Annotated in this window: 18 protein-coding genes; 5 read left to right on the top strand and 13 right to left on the bottom strand. The window is 64.3% G+C overall.

Annotation, left to right across the window (positions count from 1 at the left end):
• Positions 1-116: 116 nt before the first annotated feature.
• Positions 117-761, bottom strand: coding sequence for a TetR/AcrR family transcriptional regulator (locus ACFRAQ_RS13750; protein ID WP_379098716.1), 645 nt, complete (start codon positions 759-761; stop codon positions 117-119).
• A 114-nt stretch (positions 762-875) separates the two neighbouring features.
• Between ACFRAQ_RS13750 and ACFRAQ_RS13745 the strand changes: the two genes are divergently transcribed.
• Both ACFRAQ_RS13745 and ACFRAQ_RS13740 read left to right on the top strand, forming a co-directional pair.
• Positions 876-2,165 (top strand): hypothetical protein, encoded by a 1,290-nt coding sequence (locus tag ACFRAQ_RS13745; protein WP_379098713.1) that lies wholly within the window; start codon positions 876-878, stop codon positions 2,163-2,165.
• A 37-nt stretch (positions 2,166-2,202) separates the two neighbouring features.
• Positions 2,203-3,069, top strand: a complete 867-nt coding sequence (locus tag ACFRAQ_RS13740; protein ID WP_379098710.1) for an SDR family oxidoreductase — start codon at positions 2,203-2,205, stop codon at positions 3,067-3,069.
• Between the two features lie 343 nt (positions 3,070-3,412).
• Here the strand turns inward: ACFRAQ_RS13740 and ACFRAQ_RS13735 are convergent, their stop codons facing one another.
• A complete protein-coding gene (locus ACFRAQ_RS13735) occupies positions 3,413-5,002 on the bottom strand; it encodes an MFS transporter (protein WP_379098707.1) in 1,590 nt (529 codons plus the stop codon).
• Between the two features lie 115 nt (positions 5,003-5,117).
• On the opposite strand from ACFRAQ_RS13735, the gene ACFRAQ_RS13730 reads away from it, so the two are divergent.
• Positions 5,118-5,792, top strand: a complete 675-nt coding sequence (locus ACFRAQ_RS13730) for a TetR/AcrR family transcriptional regulator (protein ID WP_379098704.1) — start codon at positions 5,118-5,120, stop codon at positions 5,790-5,792.
• Here ACFRAQ_RS13730 and ACFRAQ_RS13725 read toward each other — a convergent pair.
• Together ACFRAQ_RS13725 and ACFRAQ_RS13720 are read right to left on the bottom strand one after the other, a co-directional pair.
• Positions 5,789-6,160, bottom strand: a complete 372-nt coding sequence (locus tag ACFRAQ_RS13725) for a DoxX family protein (protein ID WP_379098701.1) — start codon at positions 6,158-6,160, stop codon at positions 5,789-5,791. The two genes, ACFRAQ_RS13730 and ACFRAQ_RS13725, sit on opposite strands and share 4 nt — an antisense overlap.
• Before the next feature lie 44 nt (positions 6,161-6,204).
• Positions 6,205-6,816 carry a TetR/AcrR family transcriptional regulator gene (locus ACFRAQ_RS13720; RefSeq protein ID WP_379098698.1) on the bottom strand — a complete coding sequence of 204 codons (612 nt, stop codon included), beginning with the start codon at positions 6,814-6,816 and terminating at the stop codon, positions 6,205-6,207.
• 85 nt (positions 6,817-6,901) lie between these two features.
• Here ACFRAQ_RS13720 and ACFRAQ_RS13715 point away from each other — a divergent pair, with 85 nt between their 5' ends.
• Both ACFRAQ_RS13715 and ACFRAQ_RS13710 read left to right on the top strand, forming a co-directional pair.
• Entirely contained in the window at positions 6,902-8,698 is a 1,797-nt protein-coding gene (locus tag ACFRAQ_RS13715; RefSeq protein WP_379098695.1) for an FAD-dependent monooxygenase, read from the top strand.
• 173 nt (positions 8,699-8,871) lie between these two features.
• Positions 8,872-9,936 (top strand): alpha/beta hydrolase, encoded by a 1,065-nt coding sequence (locus ACFRAQ_RS13710; RefSeq protein WP_379100257.1) that lies wholly within the window; start codon positions 8,872-8,874, stop codon positions 9,934-9,936.
• Between the two features lie 55 nt (positions 9,937-9,991).
• On the opposite strand, the gene ACFRAQ_RS13705 is transcribed toward ACFRAQ_RS13710, so the two are convergent.
• The 9 genes from ACFRAQ_RS13705 to ACFRAQ_RS13665 all read right to left on the bottom strand — a co-directional run bounded on the left by ACFRAQ_RS13705 (position 9,992) and on the right by ACFRAQ_RS13665 (position 19,394).
• Positions 9,992-10,813 carry a crotonase/enoyl-CoA hydratase family protein gene (locus ACFRAQ_RS13705; RefSeq protein WP_379100256.1) on the bottom strand — a complete coding sequence of 274 codons (822 nt, stop codon included), beginning with the start codon at positions 10,811-10,813 and terminating at the stop codon, positions 9,992-9,994.
• A 65-nt stretch (positions 10,814-10,878) separates the two neighbouring features.
• Complete coding sequence (locus ACFRAQ_RS13700) at positions 10,879-11,823, bottom strand: amidohydrolase family protein (protein WP_379098692.1); 945 nt, start codon at positions 11,821-11,823, stop codon at positions 10,879-10,881.
• The gene (locus ACFRAQ_RS13695; RefSeq protein WP_379098689.1) at positions 11,820-12,920 is read right to left on the bottom strand and encodes a DUF2306 domain-containing protein; all 1,101 of its coding nucleotides are present in this window, start codon (positions 12,918-12,920) and stop codon (positions 11,820-11,822) included. Before ACFRAQ_RS13695 ends, ACFRAQ_RS13700 begins: the two co-directional genes overlap by 4 nt.
• Before the next feature lie 62 nt (positions 12,921-12,982).
• Positions 12,983-13,993 carry a 4-hydroxy-2-oxovalerate aldolase gene (gene dmpG, locus ACFRAQ_RS13690; RefSeq protein ID WP_379098686.1) on the bottom strand — a complete coding sequence of 337 codons (1,011 nt, stop codon included), beginning with the start codon at positions 13,991-13,993 and terminating at the stop codon, positions 12,983-12,985.
• Positions 13,990-14,934 carry an acetaldehyde dehydrogenase (acetylating) gene (locus ACFRAQ_RS13685; protein WP_379100254.1) on the bottom strand — a complete coding sequence of 315 codons (945 nt, stop codon included), beginning with the start codon at positions 14,932-14,934 and terminating at the stop codon, positions 13,990-13,992. Before ACFRAQ_RS13685 ends, dmpG begins: the two co-directional genes overlap by 4 nt.
• Positions 14,931-15,746, bottom strand: coding sequence for a 2-keto-4-pentenoate hydratase (locus ACFRAQ_RS13680; RefSeq protein WP_379098683.1), 816 nt, complete (start codon positions 15,744-15,746; stop codon positions 14,931-14,933). The genes ACFRAQ_RS13685 and ACFRAQ_RS13680 overlap by 4 nt, the downstream gene beginning before the upstream one ends.
• The gene (locus ACFRAQ_RS13675) at positions 15,743-17,509 is read right to left on the bottom strand and encodes a bifunctional 3-(3-hydroxy-phenyl)propionate/3-hydroxycinnamic acid hydroxylase (protein WP_379098680.1); all 1,767 of its coding nucleotides are present in this window, start codon (positions 17,507-17,509) and stop codon (positions 15,743-15,745) included. The genes ACFRAQ_RS13680 and ACFRAQ_RS13675 overlap by 4 nt, the downstream gene beginning before the upstream one ends.
• Positions 17,506-18,537, bottom strand: a complete 1,032-nt coding sequence (locus ACFRAQ_RS13670; protein WP_379098677.1) for a VOC family protein — start codon at positions 18,535-18,537, stop codon at positions 17,506-17,508. Before ACFRAQ_RS13670 ends, ACFRAQ_RS13675 begins: the two co-directional genes overlap by 4 nt.
• Positions 18,534-19,394: an alpha/beta fold hydrolase gene (locus ACFRAQ_RS13665; RefSeq protein WP_379100252.1), complete on the bottom strand. Its 861-nt coding sequence runs from the start codon at positions 19,392-19,394 to the stop codon at positions 18,534-18,536. The genes ACFRAQ_RS13670 and ACFRAQ_RS13665 overlap by 4 nt, the downstream gene beginning before the upstream one ends.
• Between the last annotated feature and the right edge of the window lie 42 nt (positions 19,395-19,436).

The raw sequence follows: 19,436 nt of genomic DNA, 5'->3' as shown, positions 1-19,436 counted from the left end.
GTTCTGCGTTGATGTGGCTGCCGTCACTAGCGCTGCGCCACGTGCCGGCCGGCCATCGCCGAGAGTCGGGCCGAAAGGAAGACCCTGTGAGAATCTGGCCCGAATCTGTTGGGTCTTTATCGCTGGTAAACGGCCAGCATGTAAATCGAGACCAACGTGTCGAGAAGCCGTTCCTCGGCTACCGCGGGCCCTTGTCCAGCGAAACTGGCGAACAGATTGCGTTCCACCATCCAACTGAGAGATGTCGCGAGATCGCGCGCTGGGATGCCGTCCGGGGCCGCGCCACGGCGCCGCTCGGACTCGATCGCGGCCAGCGCGTCACCGACGAACTGGTCCATCACCTGCGACCACTGCTCCTGGACAGCAGGACTGGTGAATTGCGCCGCCAGTGCTGCGGAGGCGACCGCACGGTGCGCAGCGAAGGTGGCAACGAATGCGCCGATCGCAGCCCTCCAGCCCTTCTCCTCGCCCTGGTCCAGATGGAGCAGCACGTCGCCTCGGTTCGCTCGGGCCTCTCGCAGAACCTTGTCGAACAGCGATAGAAGCACTTGCTCCTTCGACGCGAAGTAGAAGTAGAACGTCGGCCGGGAGATGCCGGCGCTCTTGGCCAGGTCATCGACCGAAAGTTCCGCGTACGAGCGTTCGCCGAGCAGCCTTTCGGTGCCGATCAGGATCGCTCGTTCACGATCGTCACCGCTGATAGCGGGCACCCGTCGGCCACGGGTTGCCGGCCTGGCAGCAGGCTCGATCACTGGATCCATGAACGTCATCCTACTGACGTCATCACCGATTCCGACGCGACATGGTCCTGGCCAACACATATGCAACCCAGTCCACCGAAGCAGAATGGTGGACGCTATCGAGAAGGCGTCATCATGACCGAGCGCAGTGTGCTCGCTACTCCGTTGACCATCGGCTCAATGACCCTCGAAGGCCGAGTATTCAAATCCGCAACCAGCGAGACACGTTCCAGCCCAGAGGGGTTCGTCACCGACGAGCTGCTGCGCTTCTACGCTCCCATGGTCGAGGCACGCACCCCCATGATCGTGACCGGCAATCTGTATGTGTCACCGCAGGGTAAGTCCGCGGGCCGCCAGGCCGGGATCGACGCAGACGACAAGATCCCTGGGCTGAGCGACTGGGTCGCACTCACCCGTGACAGCTCCGTCAAACTCATCGCTCAGCTCAATCACGGTGGCCGCCAGATCGGCACCCCCGCTCTGGGTGTAGATCGGGTCGTATCGGCATCCGCTGTGCGCGAGCCGATCCTTGGAACCAAACCTTCGCCGCTCCGATCCGATGAGATTCCACTCATCGTCGAGTCTTTCGCAGCCGCGGCAGCACGCGCTCGGGAGGCCGGATTCCATGGGGTCCAGATCCACGCGGCACACGGATATCTCCTCAATCAGTTCCTCACCCCGCACACCAACCGCCGGACCGACGAATATGGTGGGAGCCTTGGCAACCGCGCCCGGCTATTGCTGGAAGTCCTGCGGACCGCACGGTCCCGCGTGGGCGATGACTATCCGGTTCTCGTGAAACTGAACGGGACGGACGATCTGCCGTTCCGCGCGGGCGCGAGCACCGAGGAGCTCGTTCGCGTCGCGCAATGGCTTCAAGACGAGGGGGCCGATGCCATCGAAATCTCCCGGGGGCATTACGAATCGTGGCCCGGTACCGTACAAGGGCGGTACAAGGACTTCTTCCGGGTGAGTCTGTCGGTAGGCTCGGGCCGGGACATGCCGGCCGCCCGCAAGGCGGCGGGCCGCGCGATGGGCCCGATCGTCGAACGGATCGCCCAGCAGCTACGTCCCCCGGTCGAGGGGTTCAATCTCCCCTACGCTCGCCAGTTCACACACGCCTTGGATATCCCGGTCATCTGCGTAGGAGGGTTCCATACCCGACGCGGAATGGAGGCGGCGATCACGACGGGCAGTACCGACGCTGTTGCCGTCGCGCGGGCGATGATCGCGAATCCGCACCTGTATCGGACTGTCCTGCAGGACATCCCCGATGTACCGGTGTGCGGGTATTGCAACGGCTGCATCGCCCGGCACGGCGGAATGCCCATCGACTGTTACAGCGACGAAGTCCGATACGCCCGGGATCTGATGCTCGACCGGGAGCGGCGAAAGTCCGTACTTCCGTCTGGCCTCTATCAGTGACCGACTAGGCAATCCACCACCCACGAGAGGAATCACCTTGTTTGTAAACAGGTTCAGCACGAAGGTCGACGAGGACACATTGCGCGGCAAACGCGTCGTGATCACCGGAGGCGCCCGGGGAATCGGCCGCGCGATAGCCGCTCAATTCGTTGACGCCGGTGCGCGAGTTGTGCTCGGCGACGTCGACGGCGACGCAGCCCACCAGACTGCTGTCGAGCTCGGAAATGGCACGGTCGGAGTCGCACTCGACGTCAGCGACTCCCAGAGCTTCGCGGCGTTCCTCGACACTGCCGAGGACGCTATGGGACCGATGACGGTGATGATCAACAACGCCGGAGTCGACTGGATGGGCCCGTTCCATTCCGAACCAGCCCACGCCAGCCGCCGCCAGCTCGAGGTCAACCTGATGGGACCGATCATCGGTTCGAAACTGGCCCTCCAGCGGATGCTCCCCCGCGGTACCGGTCATCTGGTCAACATCGCCTCTGCGGCCGGCCGGGTGCCGCAGCCGGGAAGTGCGGTGTACACGGCGACGAAGTACGGTGTCGTCGGCCTGACCGAGGCTCTTCGGCTTGAATATCGTGACAGCGGTGTGCGATTCAGCGTCGTGCATCCCGGACAGGTACAGACACGGATGATCGAAGGCACGGGCCGGGCCTCACGCCTGCTCCGAGTGATCAGCCCTGACGACTGCGCACGTGCCGTAGTTGATGCCGTGCGCCACAACCGTTTCGAGGTATGGGCACCAGCTGACCAGCGGATCGGTGTCCAACTCGGGCACATGGTGCCGCGAGCCCTGCGCGAGAAGGTCATGCTGGCACTGCGCGTGGACGCGATCGCCCGGCAGGCAGATGAATCCGTTCGAGGCGACTATCACGAACGGGCGTTCGGGCGAGGCCGCTGACCGGGACGGTTCACGGGGTCCCCCGGCCGGTGCCGAGTAGATCCAGCGGCATCGTGCGATCGGTGCGCCTCTAACGATGCGACCACTGCTAGTGCAGCGCAGTGTATTTCAGCGATCGATCGTCGCGGTGGTCCAGCGCCGCGGCTCGCGCCCGCAGCGCAGTCCCGGGCCCGCGTTCCACCGATACCTCGGCATCAGGTTGATCGCGGAGGGCGTTCTGGGATCACGCCGAGTGGTCGGTATCTCAACCAGGCGATAGGCAACGATCGCCGTCTCACCCCGGAGGCATTCAACGACCCCGAACGGGGGCGCGAGCTGCTGGACGCCGCGCCCCCGTTCGGGTTCAAGCCACTACGGCAACTTCAGGATCTTTGTCGGCAATCGCCATGGGCTCGGGCTTGCGCCTCCCCGGAAGCAACACCGCGACGACGACCGTGCCGACGGCCAGCACAACCGACGCGATAAGGCTCGTGTGCGAAACCGCGTGGGCGAAGGCGGTATCCGCCGCCGAAATGAGCTCAGCGGCCTGCTCACGCATGCCGGCATCGGCCGCGTGCTTGGCCACGATGAGCGCACCACCGATCGAGTCCTGCACCGCCGCTGCGGCATCTCCCGGCAGCCGACCGGCGACCAACGGACTCACTTCTTCCCGGTAGGAGCTCGCGAGCAGCGAGCCGAACACGGCGATGCCGAGTGTGCCGCCCAATTCGACCGACGTGTCGTTGACCGCACCGCCAACGCCGAGCAAGCGCTCCGGGAACGCGTCCATGATGGTGTCGGTCGCGGGAGAGACACTCAGGCCGATCGCCAGTCCCAGCAACATCAACGGCCAGGCGAAGTTCGCATAGCCGGACTCGGCGTCGACACGGATGAGGATCACCAGGGCAGCGGTGCCGACTGCCATGCCCGCCACAACCATGGCCCGCAAACCCAGCTTCGGGGTCAATACGCCGGTAATCGCGGAGCCTACGAACACCGCGGCGGCCAATGGCAGCAGCCGGACACCAGTGGCGAGGGCGTCGTACCCGAGGACGAACTGGAGATGCTGAGTGATGTAGTAGATGGCACCGAACGCGGCCAGGAAGAACAGCAGCACGGCGAGGTTCGCGCCCGCGAACGATCGGTCACGGAACTTGCGCACGTCGAGCATGGGATTGGGGTGGCGCAGTTCCCAGGCGACGAAGGCCGCAGCTGCCAGCACTGCGAGGATCCCGGCGCTCACTGCCGAAGCATGCCAACCGTTACGCGGGCCTTCGATGATCATGTATACCAGCGACGCGACAGCCACGACCGACAGTCCACCCCCCGGCAGATCCAATCGCTGCGCCGTATGCGCCTTCGACGGAGGAACCAGCACTAGCGCCGCACCCATCGAAATCACCGCAATCGGGACGTTGATGAGGAACGTCGATGCCCAGCCGTGGTCGCGCAGCAGCCAACCGGCCACGAGCGGACCAACCGCGATCGCGAGGCCGGTCGTGGCCGTCCAGATCGTAATGGCGACAGCGCGTTCACGTTTCGGGAAGGTCGCCACGAGCAATGAGAGAGTCGCGGGCATGATCATTGCCGCGGCTGTCCCCATGATCGCACGGGCAGCGATGACCCAGCCGGCGCTGTCCACGAGCGAGCCGAGCACCGCGCCGCTCGCGAAAACCGCCAGCCCCGCCAGCAGCATGCCGCGGCGACTGTACTTGTCACCGATCGAACCCATGAGCAGCATCAGCGCCGCGTACGGGATTGTGTAGGCATCGATGATCCACTGCAGTTGCTGACTGGACAACCCCAGGTCAAGTGTCATATCGGGGGCCGCGACGATCAGTGACGTATTGGTCATGACGCCGATCAGCACGCTGAGGCACAACACCGCGAGCGCTGCCCACCGTCGGCCGTAGTTGGTTCCGGGTTCCACAGGTGTGGTGACCAGCAGGGCCATGTCCACTCCTTCCACTTAAAATGCACACCATTGTGCAATTGCACGTTGATGTGCAACTTAGGGGATTTGCACACTAACGTGCAACTGTGGGAGCCTGCTTCGTGAAAGGACTCACATGACAGCAGCGGGAGACATGACTTCATCGGCCTCACCAGGCAGCCGGGCACAAGCCAACCGCCGTCGAATCCTCGACGTCGCAGCGGCCGAGCTAGCTCGCAATCCCGCGGCGAGCATGGAGGAAATCGCCTCTGCGGCAGGCGTTGTGCGCCGCACGCTCTACGGGCACTTCCCGACCCGAGAAGCCCTGATCGACGGCATCCTGGATCTAGCATCCGAGGACATCGCCCGAACTCAGCGCTCGCTGGACCCCTCCGAACCGGTCGCGGTGACCTCCGCGAGGTGCACGATCGCCCTTTGGCGGGTCGGCGACAAATATCGGCTGCTCTTCAAGCTCACGGAGACGAATCTCGGAGCGCGGATCGAAGAACGACTCGCACCCGTGCACGAGCACGGCACGTCGATCTTGCGCCATGGTCAACAACTTGGGATCTACTCGGACCATCTTCCCGCTGAGGCACTTTCCCGAGCGCTCGCCGGGCTCGTCTTGGCGCTATTGGAGGCGCGAAACGACGAGTCGTGGGTAGAGCCCGAGGCAGATGTGGCAGCAGCCCGCGCCTGCCTGATCACCATGGGTGTGTCACCGCGCGAGGCCGATGAAATCGCCAGGGCCGCAGCGGCTCTCGAAGACTCGGTCGGATCGAGCGCACAGGAATTCGGAGCTGCCACTTAGAGGCAGAGCCCGAATCGCCCCCATGCCACAGTCAGCGCGGCGATCGCCAACAACGCAGTGGTCGCGACTTCCAGGTATTGGTTCTCCCGTGCGCGCACGACCGCCGCTCCCATCATCATCGCGACGAGGCCCGCTGCCGCAACCGGGGCCAGGCCTGCCGCCACGCCGAGCGCGGGGGGCACCGTCAAGGCGATCGCGGCGAGTAACTCGGCCAGACCGAGCAGGCCGACAAGCGGGCCCGGAAACCGTTCGACCCACGTACCGAGGTGGTCGGCCAGGATGTCACGCGGTTGAACGAGCTTCGTCGCCCCGGATCCCGCGAAAGCGAGCGCCAGGGCTATCTGCAGTGTCCAGAGCAGGGTGTTCATTTGCATCCAAGCCTTCGCGCGGCGGCAGCGATGGTGCCGACGGGTCAGAAGTCGAAGAAAGCGGCAGGTAGCGGTCTCGATGCTATGGCCATCGCTTCATCGCGAGGCAGCCCCAACGCACACAGAGCCAGTTCGGCGGCCGCGCTTCCCGCCTCACGCCATCCTTGATGACCTTCGAGGACCATCCACATTGCGCTGACTACAGTTCCCATGAGCATCGATGCGATGCCGAGCTCCATGCCAGGGGTGACGACGTAGCGACCGGCAGCGATCCCCGCGGCCACATCCTGCATCGGCGGCCCGCTCATCATTTCGCGCAACGACTCGTCGGTCAGCCCGTAGCGAACTATGAAGCGACCCATTGCCGGATTGTCATGGGCGAGCCTGATCAACATTCGCGTGCCGACGGCGAGGCGTAGTGGCGGATCCAGGTCACCGTGAGCGTCCATCGCTCGCACGTTCGCACTGTGGATGTCCATGGCAAGTTGCGCTCGGACCTGCTCGAAGAGCCGATCCATCGAATCGACGTTTCGGTAGAGCGTGCCACGCGCAACGCCGGCCTCCGCAGCCAGCTCACTGATCGTCAGATCCGTGCTCCCACGCTCGGCGAACAGCTTCATGGCCGCGGTAGTGATCCTCCGCTGTGTCGCATTCATCGGCACCTCCTCGTCTCGGAAGAAAGAGTACGTTTCCGATCCAAATGAGTCAATGATGCCCCACAGTTAACACTCTTGACACCGATTGAACACGAGTGTTCAATCTGTACAACTAGAGGAAAGGGAAAACGCCATGAACAGCTCGCCTCCGACCCAGCGCACGACCCCACTGCCCGACATCACACCAGTCCTCGTGGTGGGAGCAGGACCGGTCGGGCTGACGCTGGCACTGGAGCTGGATTTCCATGGCGTGGAATGCGTTCTCGTGGAGCGGAATACAACCACCACCCAGCATCCGAAGATGGATATCACCAACTGCCGGAGTATGGAGCTCTACCGCCGGCTCGGCGTCGCCGACGATCTGCGTAAGGTGGCCATCCCCGCGGATACGCGCATCAAGGTGACCTGGGCGACCAACGCGGTCGGCTGGGAGCTCGCATCCTTCGAATACCCCAGCGTCGCAGAGTCTTACGAGCAGATTCATCTACGCAACGACGGCAGCCAACCGCTGGAACCGTCGATGCGCGTCTCACAGGTGATTCTCGAGCCCACCCTCCGGGATCTACTCGAGACCCGCGCGGAGCACGCACAGGTCCACTACGGCTGGGCATTGGAGAGCTTCACCGAGGATGACGATGGCGTGTCTGCGGTACTGATCCACGGCGAGACCGGCGAACGTCATACCGTCCGTTCCCAATACCTGATCGGCTGCGACGGCGCCGGCAGCCGGACCCGGCAGCAACTCGACATCGGACTCGACGAGATCGACCTACGCAAGATGCTCATCAAGGAGCTCGGCCTGCCGAAAGTCGCGAAAGCAGTCGCCCAAGCATTCCTGGCTCGCGGCGAGCGTCCCGCCGACGGCCGCTTCTACCTCGTGCACTTCACAACGACCGACACCGAGGTGCTCACCCGCTTCGGCACGGTATGGCATCTACAGTCACCCGAGGGCTGGACGATCATCTCCCAGAACGACTCCAACACATTCACGTTGCACGCACCGCTGGGCATGGGCCTCGACGCCGACCGCATCGACCCACGGGAGTTCGTCTACGAACGAGCCGGTCGCAAGTTTGACATGGAAGTCCTGGTCGCGAACGCCTGGACGCCGCGACTGACTGTCGCCGACTCATTCGGTCGAGGGCGCGTCTGGTTGGCCGGAGATGCCGTCCATCAGGTGACACCCACCGGCGGGTACGGCATGAACACCGGCGTCGGCGACGCTGTGGGACTCGGCTGGGCGCTGGCTGCGCAGCTCCAAGGCTGGGGAGCGCCAGGGCTTCTCACCGCGTACGAGCACGAACGGCGGGCGGTCGCACGGCGTAACCGTAGCGCCGCAGCTCGTCACAGCGTCGTCCGAGCGGCAGTGATGTCAACTTTCCGGCCTTCGATGTACAGCGAGCGGTGGCTCGGCGAACGCACCCGCCAGCAGATCGGTCGCGAAATCAGCGATCTGGGAAACCTGGAGAACGAGGCATGGGGCATCGAACTGGGGTACCGATACGACTACTCCCCCGCCATCTGCGGTGAGGCCGAGGGCCAGGCGCCACCGCTGCGAATGGACGTCTACACCCCGAGCACCTGGCCGGGGTCGCGGCCGCCGAGCATTCGTCTCGATGACGGCCGAGCGATCTTCGACCTGTTCGGACGCGGATTCACGCTGTTGCGGTTCGCGGATCGAGATGTCGACGGCTTCACCGAGGCCGCCGCACAGCGCGGTGTTCCCTTCGAGGTCGTCGACATCCGCGATGACCGTGCACGCGCGTTGTACGAGCGCGACCTGGTGCTCGTACGCCCCGACCAGCATGTCGCCTGGCGCGGAAACACCGCACCCACCGCACCCTTGCTGATCATCGATCGTGTTCGCGGGGCACGCAATTGAGCGGCTGACTCGGCCTGAATGCGGCTACAGGGAAGCTGAGCCATACATCACAGATCGGTAACGCGGGCTCGCTATACGGCGACAAGATGAACGGCCAGACCTCGCCAAACTATTTGGGAGCGTTGGCATTCGACCGAATCATGGTCGTTCATCCTCGTCGAAAGGCACCATTCATGCAGCTGCCCCACCGAAGGTCCCGCCGTAGATCCAGACGCGTCGAAATCGCACGGCTGATACTGTCAGCGATATTCTCGTTGATCTGCGCAGTCTCATCGCAAGGCATTTTCGCGCCTCATGCCGACGCGGCGTTCAATGCGGATGGGTTCGACTTCTGGGTGGACTCCGCCGACATGGGCCCTATCAAATCTCGCGTCTTTCGGGCTGCCGACGGCAACACTGACAGGGTCGTTTACGCCCTCGACGGTATGCGCGCCAGGGAAGATCTCAGCGGCTGGGAGCTCGAGACCGAGGTCGCCCGCGAGCTGACCAGGTGGAACATAAACGTGGTCATGCCGGTCGGCGGACAGTCAAGTTTCTACATCGACTGGAACGCGCCGTCGAGTTTCCTTGGCGTCCAGCCCGGCTCCGGTTCTGCGTCCGGCTCATCCTCGGGATCGGGTGGACTTCAGATCTTCTCCGCGGGTCCCGGCAAGTCGCACCGGTACACCTGGGAGACGTTCTTGACCCGGGATCTACGTACAGCATTGCGAGATCGGTTGGGCTTCAATATGAATCACAATGGCGTGTTCGGGCTGTCCATGGGTGGCAGTGCCGCGCTGACGCTCGCGGCCTACCACCCCGACCAATTCAGCTTCGCTGGTTCTTTCTCCGGCTATCTGAACATCTCGGGCCCAGGTATGCGAGAGGCGCTGCGGATCGCCATGATCGATGCTGGCGGATACAACGTGGATTCGATGGCCGCACCATGGGATTCGAAGTGGTTGCGCATGGATCCGTTCGTGTTCGCTCCCCGACTGATCGACAACAACACCCGAGTCTGGGTTTCGGCCGCCAGCGGACGTCCAACCGCCTCCGACGGACCGAGCTTCAACACCCTCACCGGCATGGCCCTCGAATCGCTGGCCTGGACGAACACACGCGCCTTCCAGGCCAGGATGTTGATGCTCGGCGCGACCGACATCACCTACGATTTCCCCGAGTTCGGCATACACAATTGGCCCAACTGGCAGGACCAGGTATTCCGCATGTTGCCCGTTCTTTCGGAGTCGATCGGGTAGGAGCACCTATCATCAGGTGACGGCAGGTTCGGTCGCGCTCGGCTCAACGATCGGCCTACCGTCCCTCGAATGCCGGCTCACGCTTCTGTCGCACAGCCGCGATGCCTTCCACCAAGTCGAGCGAGGGAAGGAACGCGGCGTTCCAGGTCGATACGTACCGCAGGCCCTCGGCGACGACCGGGGCGGTCCGGGTCTCCAACACGTCCTTGATGCCCTGCACCACCAAGGGCGGGTTCTCCGCGATGTCGCGGGCCAGGTCATGGGCTGCCTCCAGGACAGCCCCCTGATCGGCGTAGACATCGTTGACGAGGCCGATCTTCTCGGCACGTTTCGCGTCGATGTCCTTTGCGGTGAAGGCCAACTCGCGCAAGTGGCCCTCACCGATGACGCCGGGCAGACGCTGCAGCGAACCCATGTCTGCAACGATGGCAACCTTGGCCTCACGCAGGCTGAACTTTGCATCTGCACTGGCGAGGCGGATGTCAGCAGCCGCGATCAGGTCGAGCGCTCCGCCGATGCACCAGCCCGACACTGCCGCCACCACGGGCTTGCGACACTCTGCTACCGCAGTGATCGACGCCTGCATCGCCCGGATCTCGTCGAGGAACTTCGTCCGCGGCGCCGCCTTGACGTCGTCGCCCATTACGGGGTCCAGGAGCTCACCCATTCCGAACAGGTCCAGGCCGGACGAGAAGTTCTTGCCGCTGCCGGTTAGTACTACTGCGCGAACCTCACGATCCCTATCCAGTTCGCGGAAGATCTCAGGCAGTTCGCGCCAGAACGCCGGGCCCATCGCATTGCTCTTACCGGGTCCGATGAGCGTCACCCGGGCGACGTGTTCGGAAATTTCTACGGTGAAGGCCGTCCACTCAGTCATACCCAATAACCTATCATTATTGAGATATTCGTCATTCTTGAGCAGCTGATCGCTTGCGCCGTCCATCAAACGACCTTCGCCAGCCGCGGAAACAGCTCCAGCGCGTTCCCCCGGTCGATGCCAGCCCTCCCGACGCGGTCCAACCCTGGATAGGTATCGAGTTGCCCTGTGAAGTAGGCGACGCCAGGTTCGGGCGCGAACGGCCAGTCGGTGCCGAACAGGACATGGCCGGGTTCTGCGAATGCGAGAAGACTGGGCAGCGCCGCTGGGCTGCCCGACAGCGCGGTGTCGAAGAAGAATCCGCGCAGGTCTTCCAGGCATTCGGCCGGGTTGCGGCCGGTCTCGGCCACGATGGCCGCCGCGATGCGGTGCGAGGCATAAGGTACGAAGCCACCGGCATGCGACAGGATGAACCGGATGTTCGGGTAGCGGCGCGGGACATCGTGCATGACCAGATTCGTTGCGGCGCGGGTAGTGTCAAGGAGGAAGTCTGCTGCGAAGGGCGGAATTCCCGGCACCGTCGGACCCGGCAGGTCGGAGGGGTGCACGAACACGACGGCCGCTCTGCGGTCCAGATCCGCCATCACTGGATCGAGGGATGGGTCCCCGAGGTAGCGGCCGTGCGAGTTCGCCAGCAGGACGACACCATCAGCGTCGAGATCATCGTAGGCGTAGCTGATCTCGCACACCGCCCCCTCGATGTCGGGCAGTGGCACGGTTGCGAACAATCCGAACCGATCAGGGTGGTCACGAACCAGATCAGCGGCGGTCTCGTTCACTCGACGTGCCCAAGTCCGCGCGTCAGCGTCGTCGCCGAGATGGGTTCCCGGCGTCGACAACGACAAGATCGCGGCGGCGATGGAGTACCGATCCATGAGGGCCAGTGCGCTTTCCGGGCTCCACTCGGGTAGCGGACGACCGCCGGCTGCGGTTATGCCCTTGGCGCCCAGCCATTGGGCGTAGTCCTGAGGCACGAGGTGCTGATGTACATCGATGCGCGCGGTGGTCAAAGGCCTTCTCCTTCGGGTCGGCGGTTCCAGCGGATTGCGATGGTCACGAACAGGCCCAGACTCAAAGTCGAGGCCGGCGCTGTCAGCGCCGCGGCTCGAAACGCTGTGTGTGCGGGGTGTTGAAGGGCGTAGATCGTCCAGTACGCGAGAAAGACCGCGGGCGCGGCAGCCACACTCTGACAATGGATGCGCCAGTCGTGCGCGGTTGACGTGGGTCCGGCGCGCCTCGCGCGGGACCTGGTGAGCACGAAGCCGATCAGCACGACGAGGTAGCAACCGATAAGAACAGCCGGCTCCGAATCGACGGTGCCGATCTGCGCCCGGTAGCGCAGCACGATCGCCACGGTGGCCATAGCCGACCCTGCCCATGCCGCGTACTCGAACCAGGCTCCAGCCGGGCGCGGCGCCATTGCCGCCGCAGGTGCGTGCATGTCGGCATGTCGAGAGGCAACGATCGCGCCGACGACGATGACGAACCCGCTGGTGATGCCACCCAGCATGTTGGTCGATTCCTGGGTCGTATCCCGGCCGATGCCAAAGACCAACCACGACAGTCGCAGTACTGGCGCGGTCAGCAATAGCGCGAAGCTGTAACCCATCAAGGTGCGATGCGCCACGATGCGCCCCGTGCGCGCGGCAAATGCCGCCAACAGCGTCGCCAGCAACGTTGCTGTCGCCAGAAACCAGAGCTGTATGTAGAACGGCGGTCCATCGAAGGTCAAATCCGGCCCGGCGTACACCAAATGAACTATCGCGGAGGTCATTCCGGCGACGACGAGCGCCACGTAGGTGTAACCACACCATCGGTGCACGGCGGGCAAGCGCTCGCGTACCAACCTGCTGAACTGGGCCAGCGCCACGAGTATCGAGAGACCGCCGGCCATGGTGTGAACCAGCATTGCCGTTCTCGACCGCCGATACACCTGGCTTTGGCTTGCCGCGACCGAGCCCATCCCAGATGCCTGACGTTCGCCCACAGTCGCCACGAGGACGTGCTGCCACAGCTGCGGGGCACTCGTCGCGAAATAGTGCCACATGTACTCGATTGCCAAGGGGCTGTAGGCCATCACCACGACGACCACCACCAGCCAGGCCATCCGGACCGCAGGCCTGGAATCGGACCTCTTTATCGCGGCGCTCACCGGCTCGAGGGATGCCGCTAAGACCGGCGACCGGCCACGTCGAGCGCGATGTCCACGAGCATGTCCTCCTGGCCGCCGACCAACCCACGACGACCGGCCTCGTTCAGCAGAGTTCGCACATCGACGCCGTAGGTGGCGGAGGCCCTTTCAGCGTGCCGCAGGAAGCTCGAATACACCCCCGCATAGCCGAGTGCCAGCGTCTCACGGTCGACCTGAACGGGACGTTCCATCAACGGCCGGACCAAATCGTCGGCGGCATCGGTGAGCGCGTCGAGGCTGGCACCATGTGACCAGCCGGAGAGATCGGCGACGGCGACGAAGGCCTCCAGCGGCGTGTTGCCCGCTCCCGCACCCAAGCCAGCCAACGAGGCGTCTACCCGAGTCGCACCTTCTTCTACGGCGACAACGCTGTTTGCCACCGACAACGAGAGGTTCTGGTGGGCGTGGATGCCGATCTCGGTGGCCTCGTCCAGCACATCACGGTACGCGCGGACGCGATCGCGGACGCCACTCATCGTCAAGCGGCCACCGGAGTCGGTGACATAAACACAGTGCGCACCATAGGATTCCATGAGTTTGGCTTGCGCCGCGAGCCCATCAGGGGTGTTCATGTGGCTCATCATGAGAAACCCGGAAACATCCATACCCAGTTCGCGGGCGTAGGCGATGTGCTGGGCGGCGATGTCCGCCTCTGTGCAGTGGGTGGCGACGCGGACGGATCGTACACCCAGGTCATGAGCCCGCCGCAGATCGCCGATCGTGCCAATGCCCGGTAGAAGCAGGGTGGTGAGCCGCGCTTTGGTCAAGGCCGGGCCGGCCGCCTCGAGCCATTCCCAGTCAGTGTGGCTGCCCGGTCCGTAGGTGAGGCTGCCGCCGTGCAGACCGTCACCGTGCGCGACCTCCACTGCGTCGACGCCCGCCGCGTCCAATGCGGCGGCCACGGCCGCAACGGCTTTCGGTGTGATGCGGTGACGTAGGGCGTGCATGCCGTCGCGCAGGGTCACGTCTTGGAGGAAGATTTCGGTCATCGAACACTCTCCGGGAGGGTCGCCGCGATCCGTTCGGCGACGCGCAGCGCAGCCGAGGTCATGATGTCGAGATTTCCGGCGTAAGCCGGCAGGTAGTGCGCGGCGCCTTCGACTTCCAGGAATACCGAGACTTGATGTGTGACGGGATAATTCCCCACTATCGTCGGAAGGGCTGCATCCGGTGCGATCGGTACGATCTGGATGTCCTGTTTGAGCCGGTAGCCAGGTACGTATGCCGCCACGTCGGCGATCATGGCGTGGATCGACTCCCGCACCGCCGAATCCGCTTCCGAATCAGGGTCGTTGATCAGCGCCAGCACGGTGTCGCGCATGATCAGTGGCGGTTCGGCGGGGTTGAGAATGATGATTGCCCGGCCGCCGGCCGCCCCGCCGACCTTTTCGATGGCGTGCGAGGTCGTCTCGGTGAACTCATCGATATTGGCGCGTGTCCCGGGGCCAGCCGACTTCGACGCGATGGACGCCACGATTTCGGCATAGGGGACGGCGGTGACGCGGGAGATGGCCGCGACGATGGGGATGGTGGCCTGTCCACCGCAGGTCACCATATTGACATTGGGTGCGTCCAGGTGCGCGTCGAGATTGACCGCGGGGACCACGTACGGGCCGATCGCGGCCGGGGTCAGATCGATCAGGCGCTTCCCGTACGGCTCGAGCGCGGCAGCGTTGGCCAGATGCGCACCCGCGGAGGTGGCATCGAACACGATGTCGATCGCGTCGAAGTGCGGCATGGCGATCAGTCCGGTGACACCGTCCGCGGTGGTCGGCACACCCAGCCGTGCAGCCCGTGCCAACCCGTCCGATGTCGGATCGATGCCGACCATGGCCGCGATTTCGAGACATTCCGACAGCCGCAGAATCTTGATCATCAGATCGGTGCCGATGTTGCCCGATCCGATGACGGCTACCTTGATGCGGCTCATGATTCCTCCCAGGTGAAGTCGACGGCGGCGAATATCTCCTTGCCGCAGATCAATTCCGAGCGCACCCGCACTCCGGGCCGCAGTGGCGCCATCGGCCCCAGCGCGCCGGTCAGGATGATCTCCCCGGCTTGCAGTGGTGCACCGAATTCGCGCGCGGTGCGCGCCAGCCACGCCAGCGCGTTGAGGGGGTCACCCAGGCAGGCCGAACCGGTGCCGACCGCGACGACCTCGTCGTCGAAGGTCATCGCCATCGCGACGTCGCGCGGCTCGAATTCGTCGAGCGACAGTCGCTGGGTTCCGAGGGCGAACCATCCGCTGGACGCGTTGTCGGCAACCGTGTCGCCGAAAGTGATGTCCCAGTCGGCGATGCGGCTGTCGACAATCTCGAGTGCAGCGACGGCGTAGTCGACCGCGCCGCGGGCAGTGATGGCGTCGAGCTGGTCTCCGTCGAGATCGGCGCCCAGAATGAAGGCGAGCTCGGCTTCAACTTTTGGTTGTAGCAGCGGAGGACGTTGCGCCGTTGTGGTTTCGGCGACGTTCATGTCGGAGAAGAGCACACCGAAGTCGGGCTGGTCCACGCCGAGCTGCTTCTGCACTGCGGGTGAGGTGAGTCCGATCTTGCGTCCGACAAGTTGTGCGCCCGCTTCGAGACGGGTCCTGACGCCGATGCGCTGTACCGCGTATGCACGGCGAACGTCGTCGGCGCCGATGAGGTCCCGGACAGGCCGAACAGGGTTGCCGGATTCGGCGGCCTCGGCAAGCCTGCCGGCTGCCGCGCGCACCTCTGGGGTGTCGATCACGATCTCGGTCATCCAGCCTCCTCGAGGTGTGTGTACGGTTCGGACACCGACGCCGACGGCGGCTCCGGTAGCGCCACAAGCGAATCCGCCTCTGGCGTCTGCTGGGTGTCCAGCTGCTTGGACAGTTCGGCGATCAACTCACCGCCATGCCCGCGCGCCGCGGTGCCGAACACGAATCGGTCCGGGCGCAACAACAGCAGGCCCCCGGTCTCGACACGTGCCTTGCCGAACCATCGGGCCAGCGCGCCGGTGTGGTCCTCGATGTCGGCGTAGTCCTGACCGGTGGCGCGCCCATCACCTGGTACGCCTTGGGGTCGCGCGCCGACCTTGTACACGGTGACGAACCGAGCTCCGATCGCCCGCAGCGCAGCCAGGTCTCCAGCGTTCAGTGCGGCTCGTGGATCGATGTTGTATCCGAGCACCGAGAATCCCAACCCCAGTACATCGTCGAAGCGACAATGGTGTCCGTCGTAGGTCCGCACCTCGGGTTGCGGTGCCAAAGTGCCCTCGACACCCCACAAACCCCGTCTCGGCAGCCCCAGATAAGCGCCACGGCGGAAGCGCGGCGACGGCTTCATCTTCGCGCCGCGAATCCACCCGCCGAGCCCCGGGACCCGTAGCGCGGTGGTGAGGGCGAGATCGCGTGCACCCGCGATCAGCTTGTTGTCGATGGACACCAGGCTCTTGTTCAACACCGACAGGTCGATCATGGCCTTCGCGTGCGGCCGACGTTCGGTCTCGTAGGTGTTCAAAATCCGTTGGCTCGCACCATGTTTGAGGATCGCGGTGAGCTTCCACGATAGGTTGTCCGCATCGCGGACACCCGAGTTCATGCCCTGACCGATGAACTGCGGGGTCATGTGGGCTGCATCGCCGGCGAGCAGAATTCGTCCGACGCGCCAACGGTCGGCGATCACCGCGTTGAACGTGTAGACCAGCTTCCGGAGCACTTCGACCTCGTCGGGGTCCACATACCGGGAGATGTGGCGGCGCACGGTCTCCGCGTCCTCCATCTCCTCCTTGGTCTGGTCGTCGCTGAGCATGAACTCGAAGCGGTGATGTCCGCCTGGCTGCGGACACGACACAATCGGCAACTCGGGATCGCAGACAAAGTTGAAGTAGGGCAGGTGACGGAAAGCGTCCACACCGTCGTTGGCCTTCAGGTCGACTACCAGCCACCGCTCCGGGAAGCTCGTGCCGGTCATATCGATGCCGAGGTTGGTGCGCACGACACTGCGCCCGCCGTCACAGCCGACCAGGAACTGCGCCCGCACCCGTTCGGCGGTACGCGGATCGGGTTCGGAAGCGCGCTGGCCGTAGCCGGTGCCGCCGGATTCGGCATGCTCCACACTGACGCCGAAAGCATCCTGGTCGAAGGTGGTGACCTCACGTCCGCGGCGCACGGTGACGTGGGGGTAGCGGCTGAGGGCGCGTTCGAGGCTGTTCTCCAGGTAGGGCTGGTACAGGAAGTTGACGATAGGCCAGCCCAGTGGACGGTCGGTCGAGTGGAACTGGGCCAGCACCGAGCCATCACCGCGCACCCATTGCACCGTGGAGTCGATGTTCATGTCTGCGGCGAGTTCGTCTGCCGCCCCGGCGGTTTGGAAGACCCGCAGACCCTCGTCGTCGGTGTACACCGCGCGAGCCAACCCGTAGTACTCCGGCTCGCGTTCGAGAACCAGCACACTCACTCCACGCCGACCGAGCAAGTTGGCAAGTGTCAGGCCGGTGGGGCCAAGTCCTACGACTACTACGTCGTAATCGGTGGGGTTCATCGCGACATCCCTCCTGCTAGCTGGGGAACGGTGATCTCAGGGGTGCGCACGGTCGCCAGCGCTTGCCGGAATTGCGCGAATTTGGTCAGGACCGTATCGGCCACGGGCTTGTGACCCCAGATGCTGATGCCCTGGTAGGTGGTCGGTTCCCACGTCGATTCGAGCTCCGGGCCGACCACGATCGGATTCCAGCCGACTTCGAGTTCGAAGCCGGACGGCGTCATGCAGTAGTAGGACAACTCGCGATCGTTGGTGTGCTGCCCCACCGACCATTGCATGCGGAAACCCAGGTCGGTGACGCGCTGGAAAGAGTCCAGCATGTCGTCCAGCGTCGCGGACTGAATGTTGATGTGCTGCACACGGGTTCGAATCGGATCGACCTTCACGCCGCGGATGTTGGCGATGGCGATCGAGTGATGCCGCTCGTTCACCCGCAGGAATCGGATCTTCATCTTCAGCCCGGAGATGTTCTCATCGATGTAATCGGACAATCGCGAGTCGAAGACGGTGTCGTAGTATGCGCGCATCGCCTCGGGTTCCCGCGACAGGATCGCGACATGACCCATTCCGGCTTCTCCGGTCACCCATCCGGTGCTGATCATGCGCAGCGGCTCCGACGTGGTCACCGGCACCGTGAAGATCTCCTGCACAATGCCTTTCGGCCCGGCGAAGCGCCACAACCGCTCCACGCCACGCAGGACGGCCTGTTCGGGTGTGGCCTCGGTGATCGGCACGCCGCGGTCGGTGACACGGGCAATGATGCGGTCGAAGGCTTCGTGATCGTCGATTTGCCATCCCAACGCCACCACGTCCTCGGCCGGGCCACGCTGGACAAGGAACCGGCATGCACGATCGTCCAAACGGAATCGCGCGGTGTCGCGGTCGAGCGCGTCGACGTGCAGGCCGATGGCGTCGGCGCCGAATCGCCGCCAGTCGCTCAGCCTATTCGACTGCACGACCACGTATCCCAGATGCACTGAGCCGAATACCGAAGCCTGCGTCGCCGAATCCGAGCGATTGCCGTTCATGACTTGGCTTCCAGGAAGGCCATGGCCAGTGCGTTGAACAGGTCCGCGCGCTCCCATTGCACCCAGTGACCGGTGTTGGCAGCCAGGTACAGGTCGCAATTGGGCATCGCCTCTGCGAGCATCCGGCCGCCCTCGGGCCGATTGACCTTGTCTGCCGCGCCCCAGACGACCAAGGTGGGATGTGCGACCGAACTCAGTCGGGAGTCACGGGTGAAATCCATCCGCCAGAGCGTGCGCAGTGCCAGAGGACCGGACGGACGCCGCAGCGGCGGATTCGCGATCACCTCGGGATCTACGCTGGCGCGGAAGCGTTCCTCGATCAGTTCCTCAGGCACCGTGCTGCCGTCGAAGACGAGGTACTCCCGCACGAAGCGGGTGATCTTCTCACGGCTGGGCCCACTACCCGCGTAGTAGCTCAGCAGTTCCTGAAGCCCGGCCGTGGGCAGCGCACGTGTGGTCCCGATACCGCCTGGCCCCATCAGGATCATGCGATCGACCTTCTCCGGCCGCTCCATGGCCAATCTCAGCGCGGCGGCCCCACCGTAGGAATTGCCGACCAGGTGCGCCGAGACGATGCCGAGTTCGTCCAGCAGGCCGCCGATCGCTTGGGCGAGATCCCCGAACGGATCGGACTGCTTCACCTTCTTCGACGACCGCCCGTAGCCCGGCATGTCGGGGACGATGACTCGGAATCGCTGCGCCAGCGCGTCGATATTGCGCGAGTAGTTCGACGCTCCGGTCGCTCCCGCGCCGCCACCGTGCAAGAGCACGACGGCCGGGCCGGAACCCGCCTCATTGAAGAAGATCTCACGCTCGCCAACCCGGACCGTTCGCCCGGTGCCGACACCTTTGTCGATGCTCGTCACTGCTACCTCCACGACTGATACTGATGAAATCAT

The sequence above is a fragment of the Nocardia sp. NPDC056611 genome, from assembly GCF_042792755.1.
GTDB lineage: Bacteria > Actinomycetota > Actinomycetes > Mycobacteriales > Mycobacteriaceae > Nocardia.
This window is presented reverse-complemented; position numbering and strand designations above follow the sequence as displayed.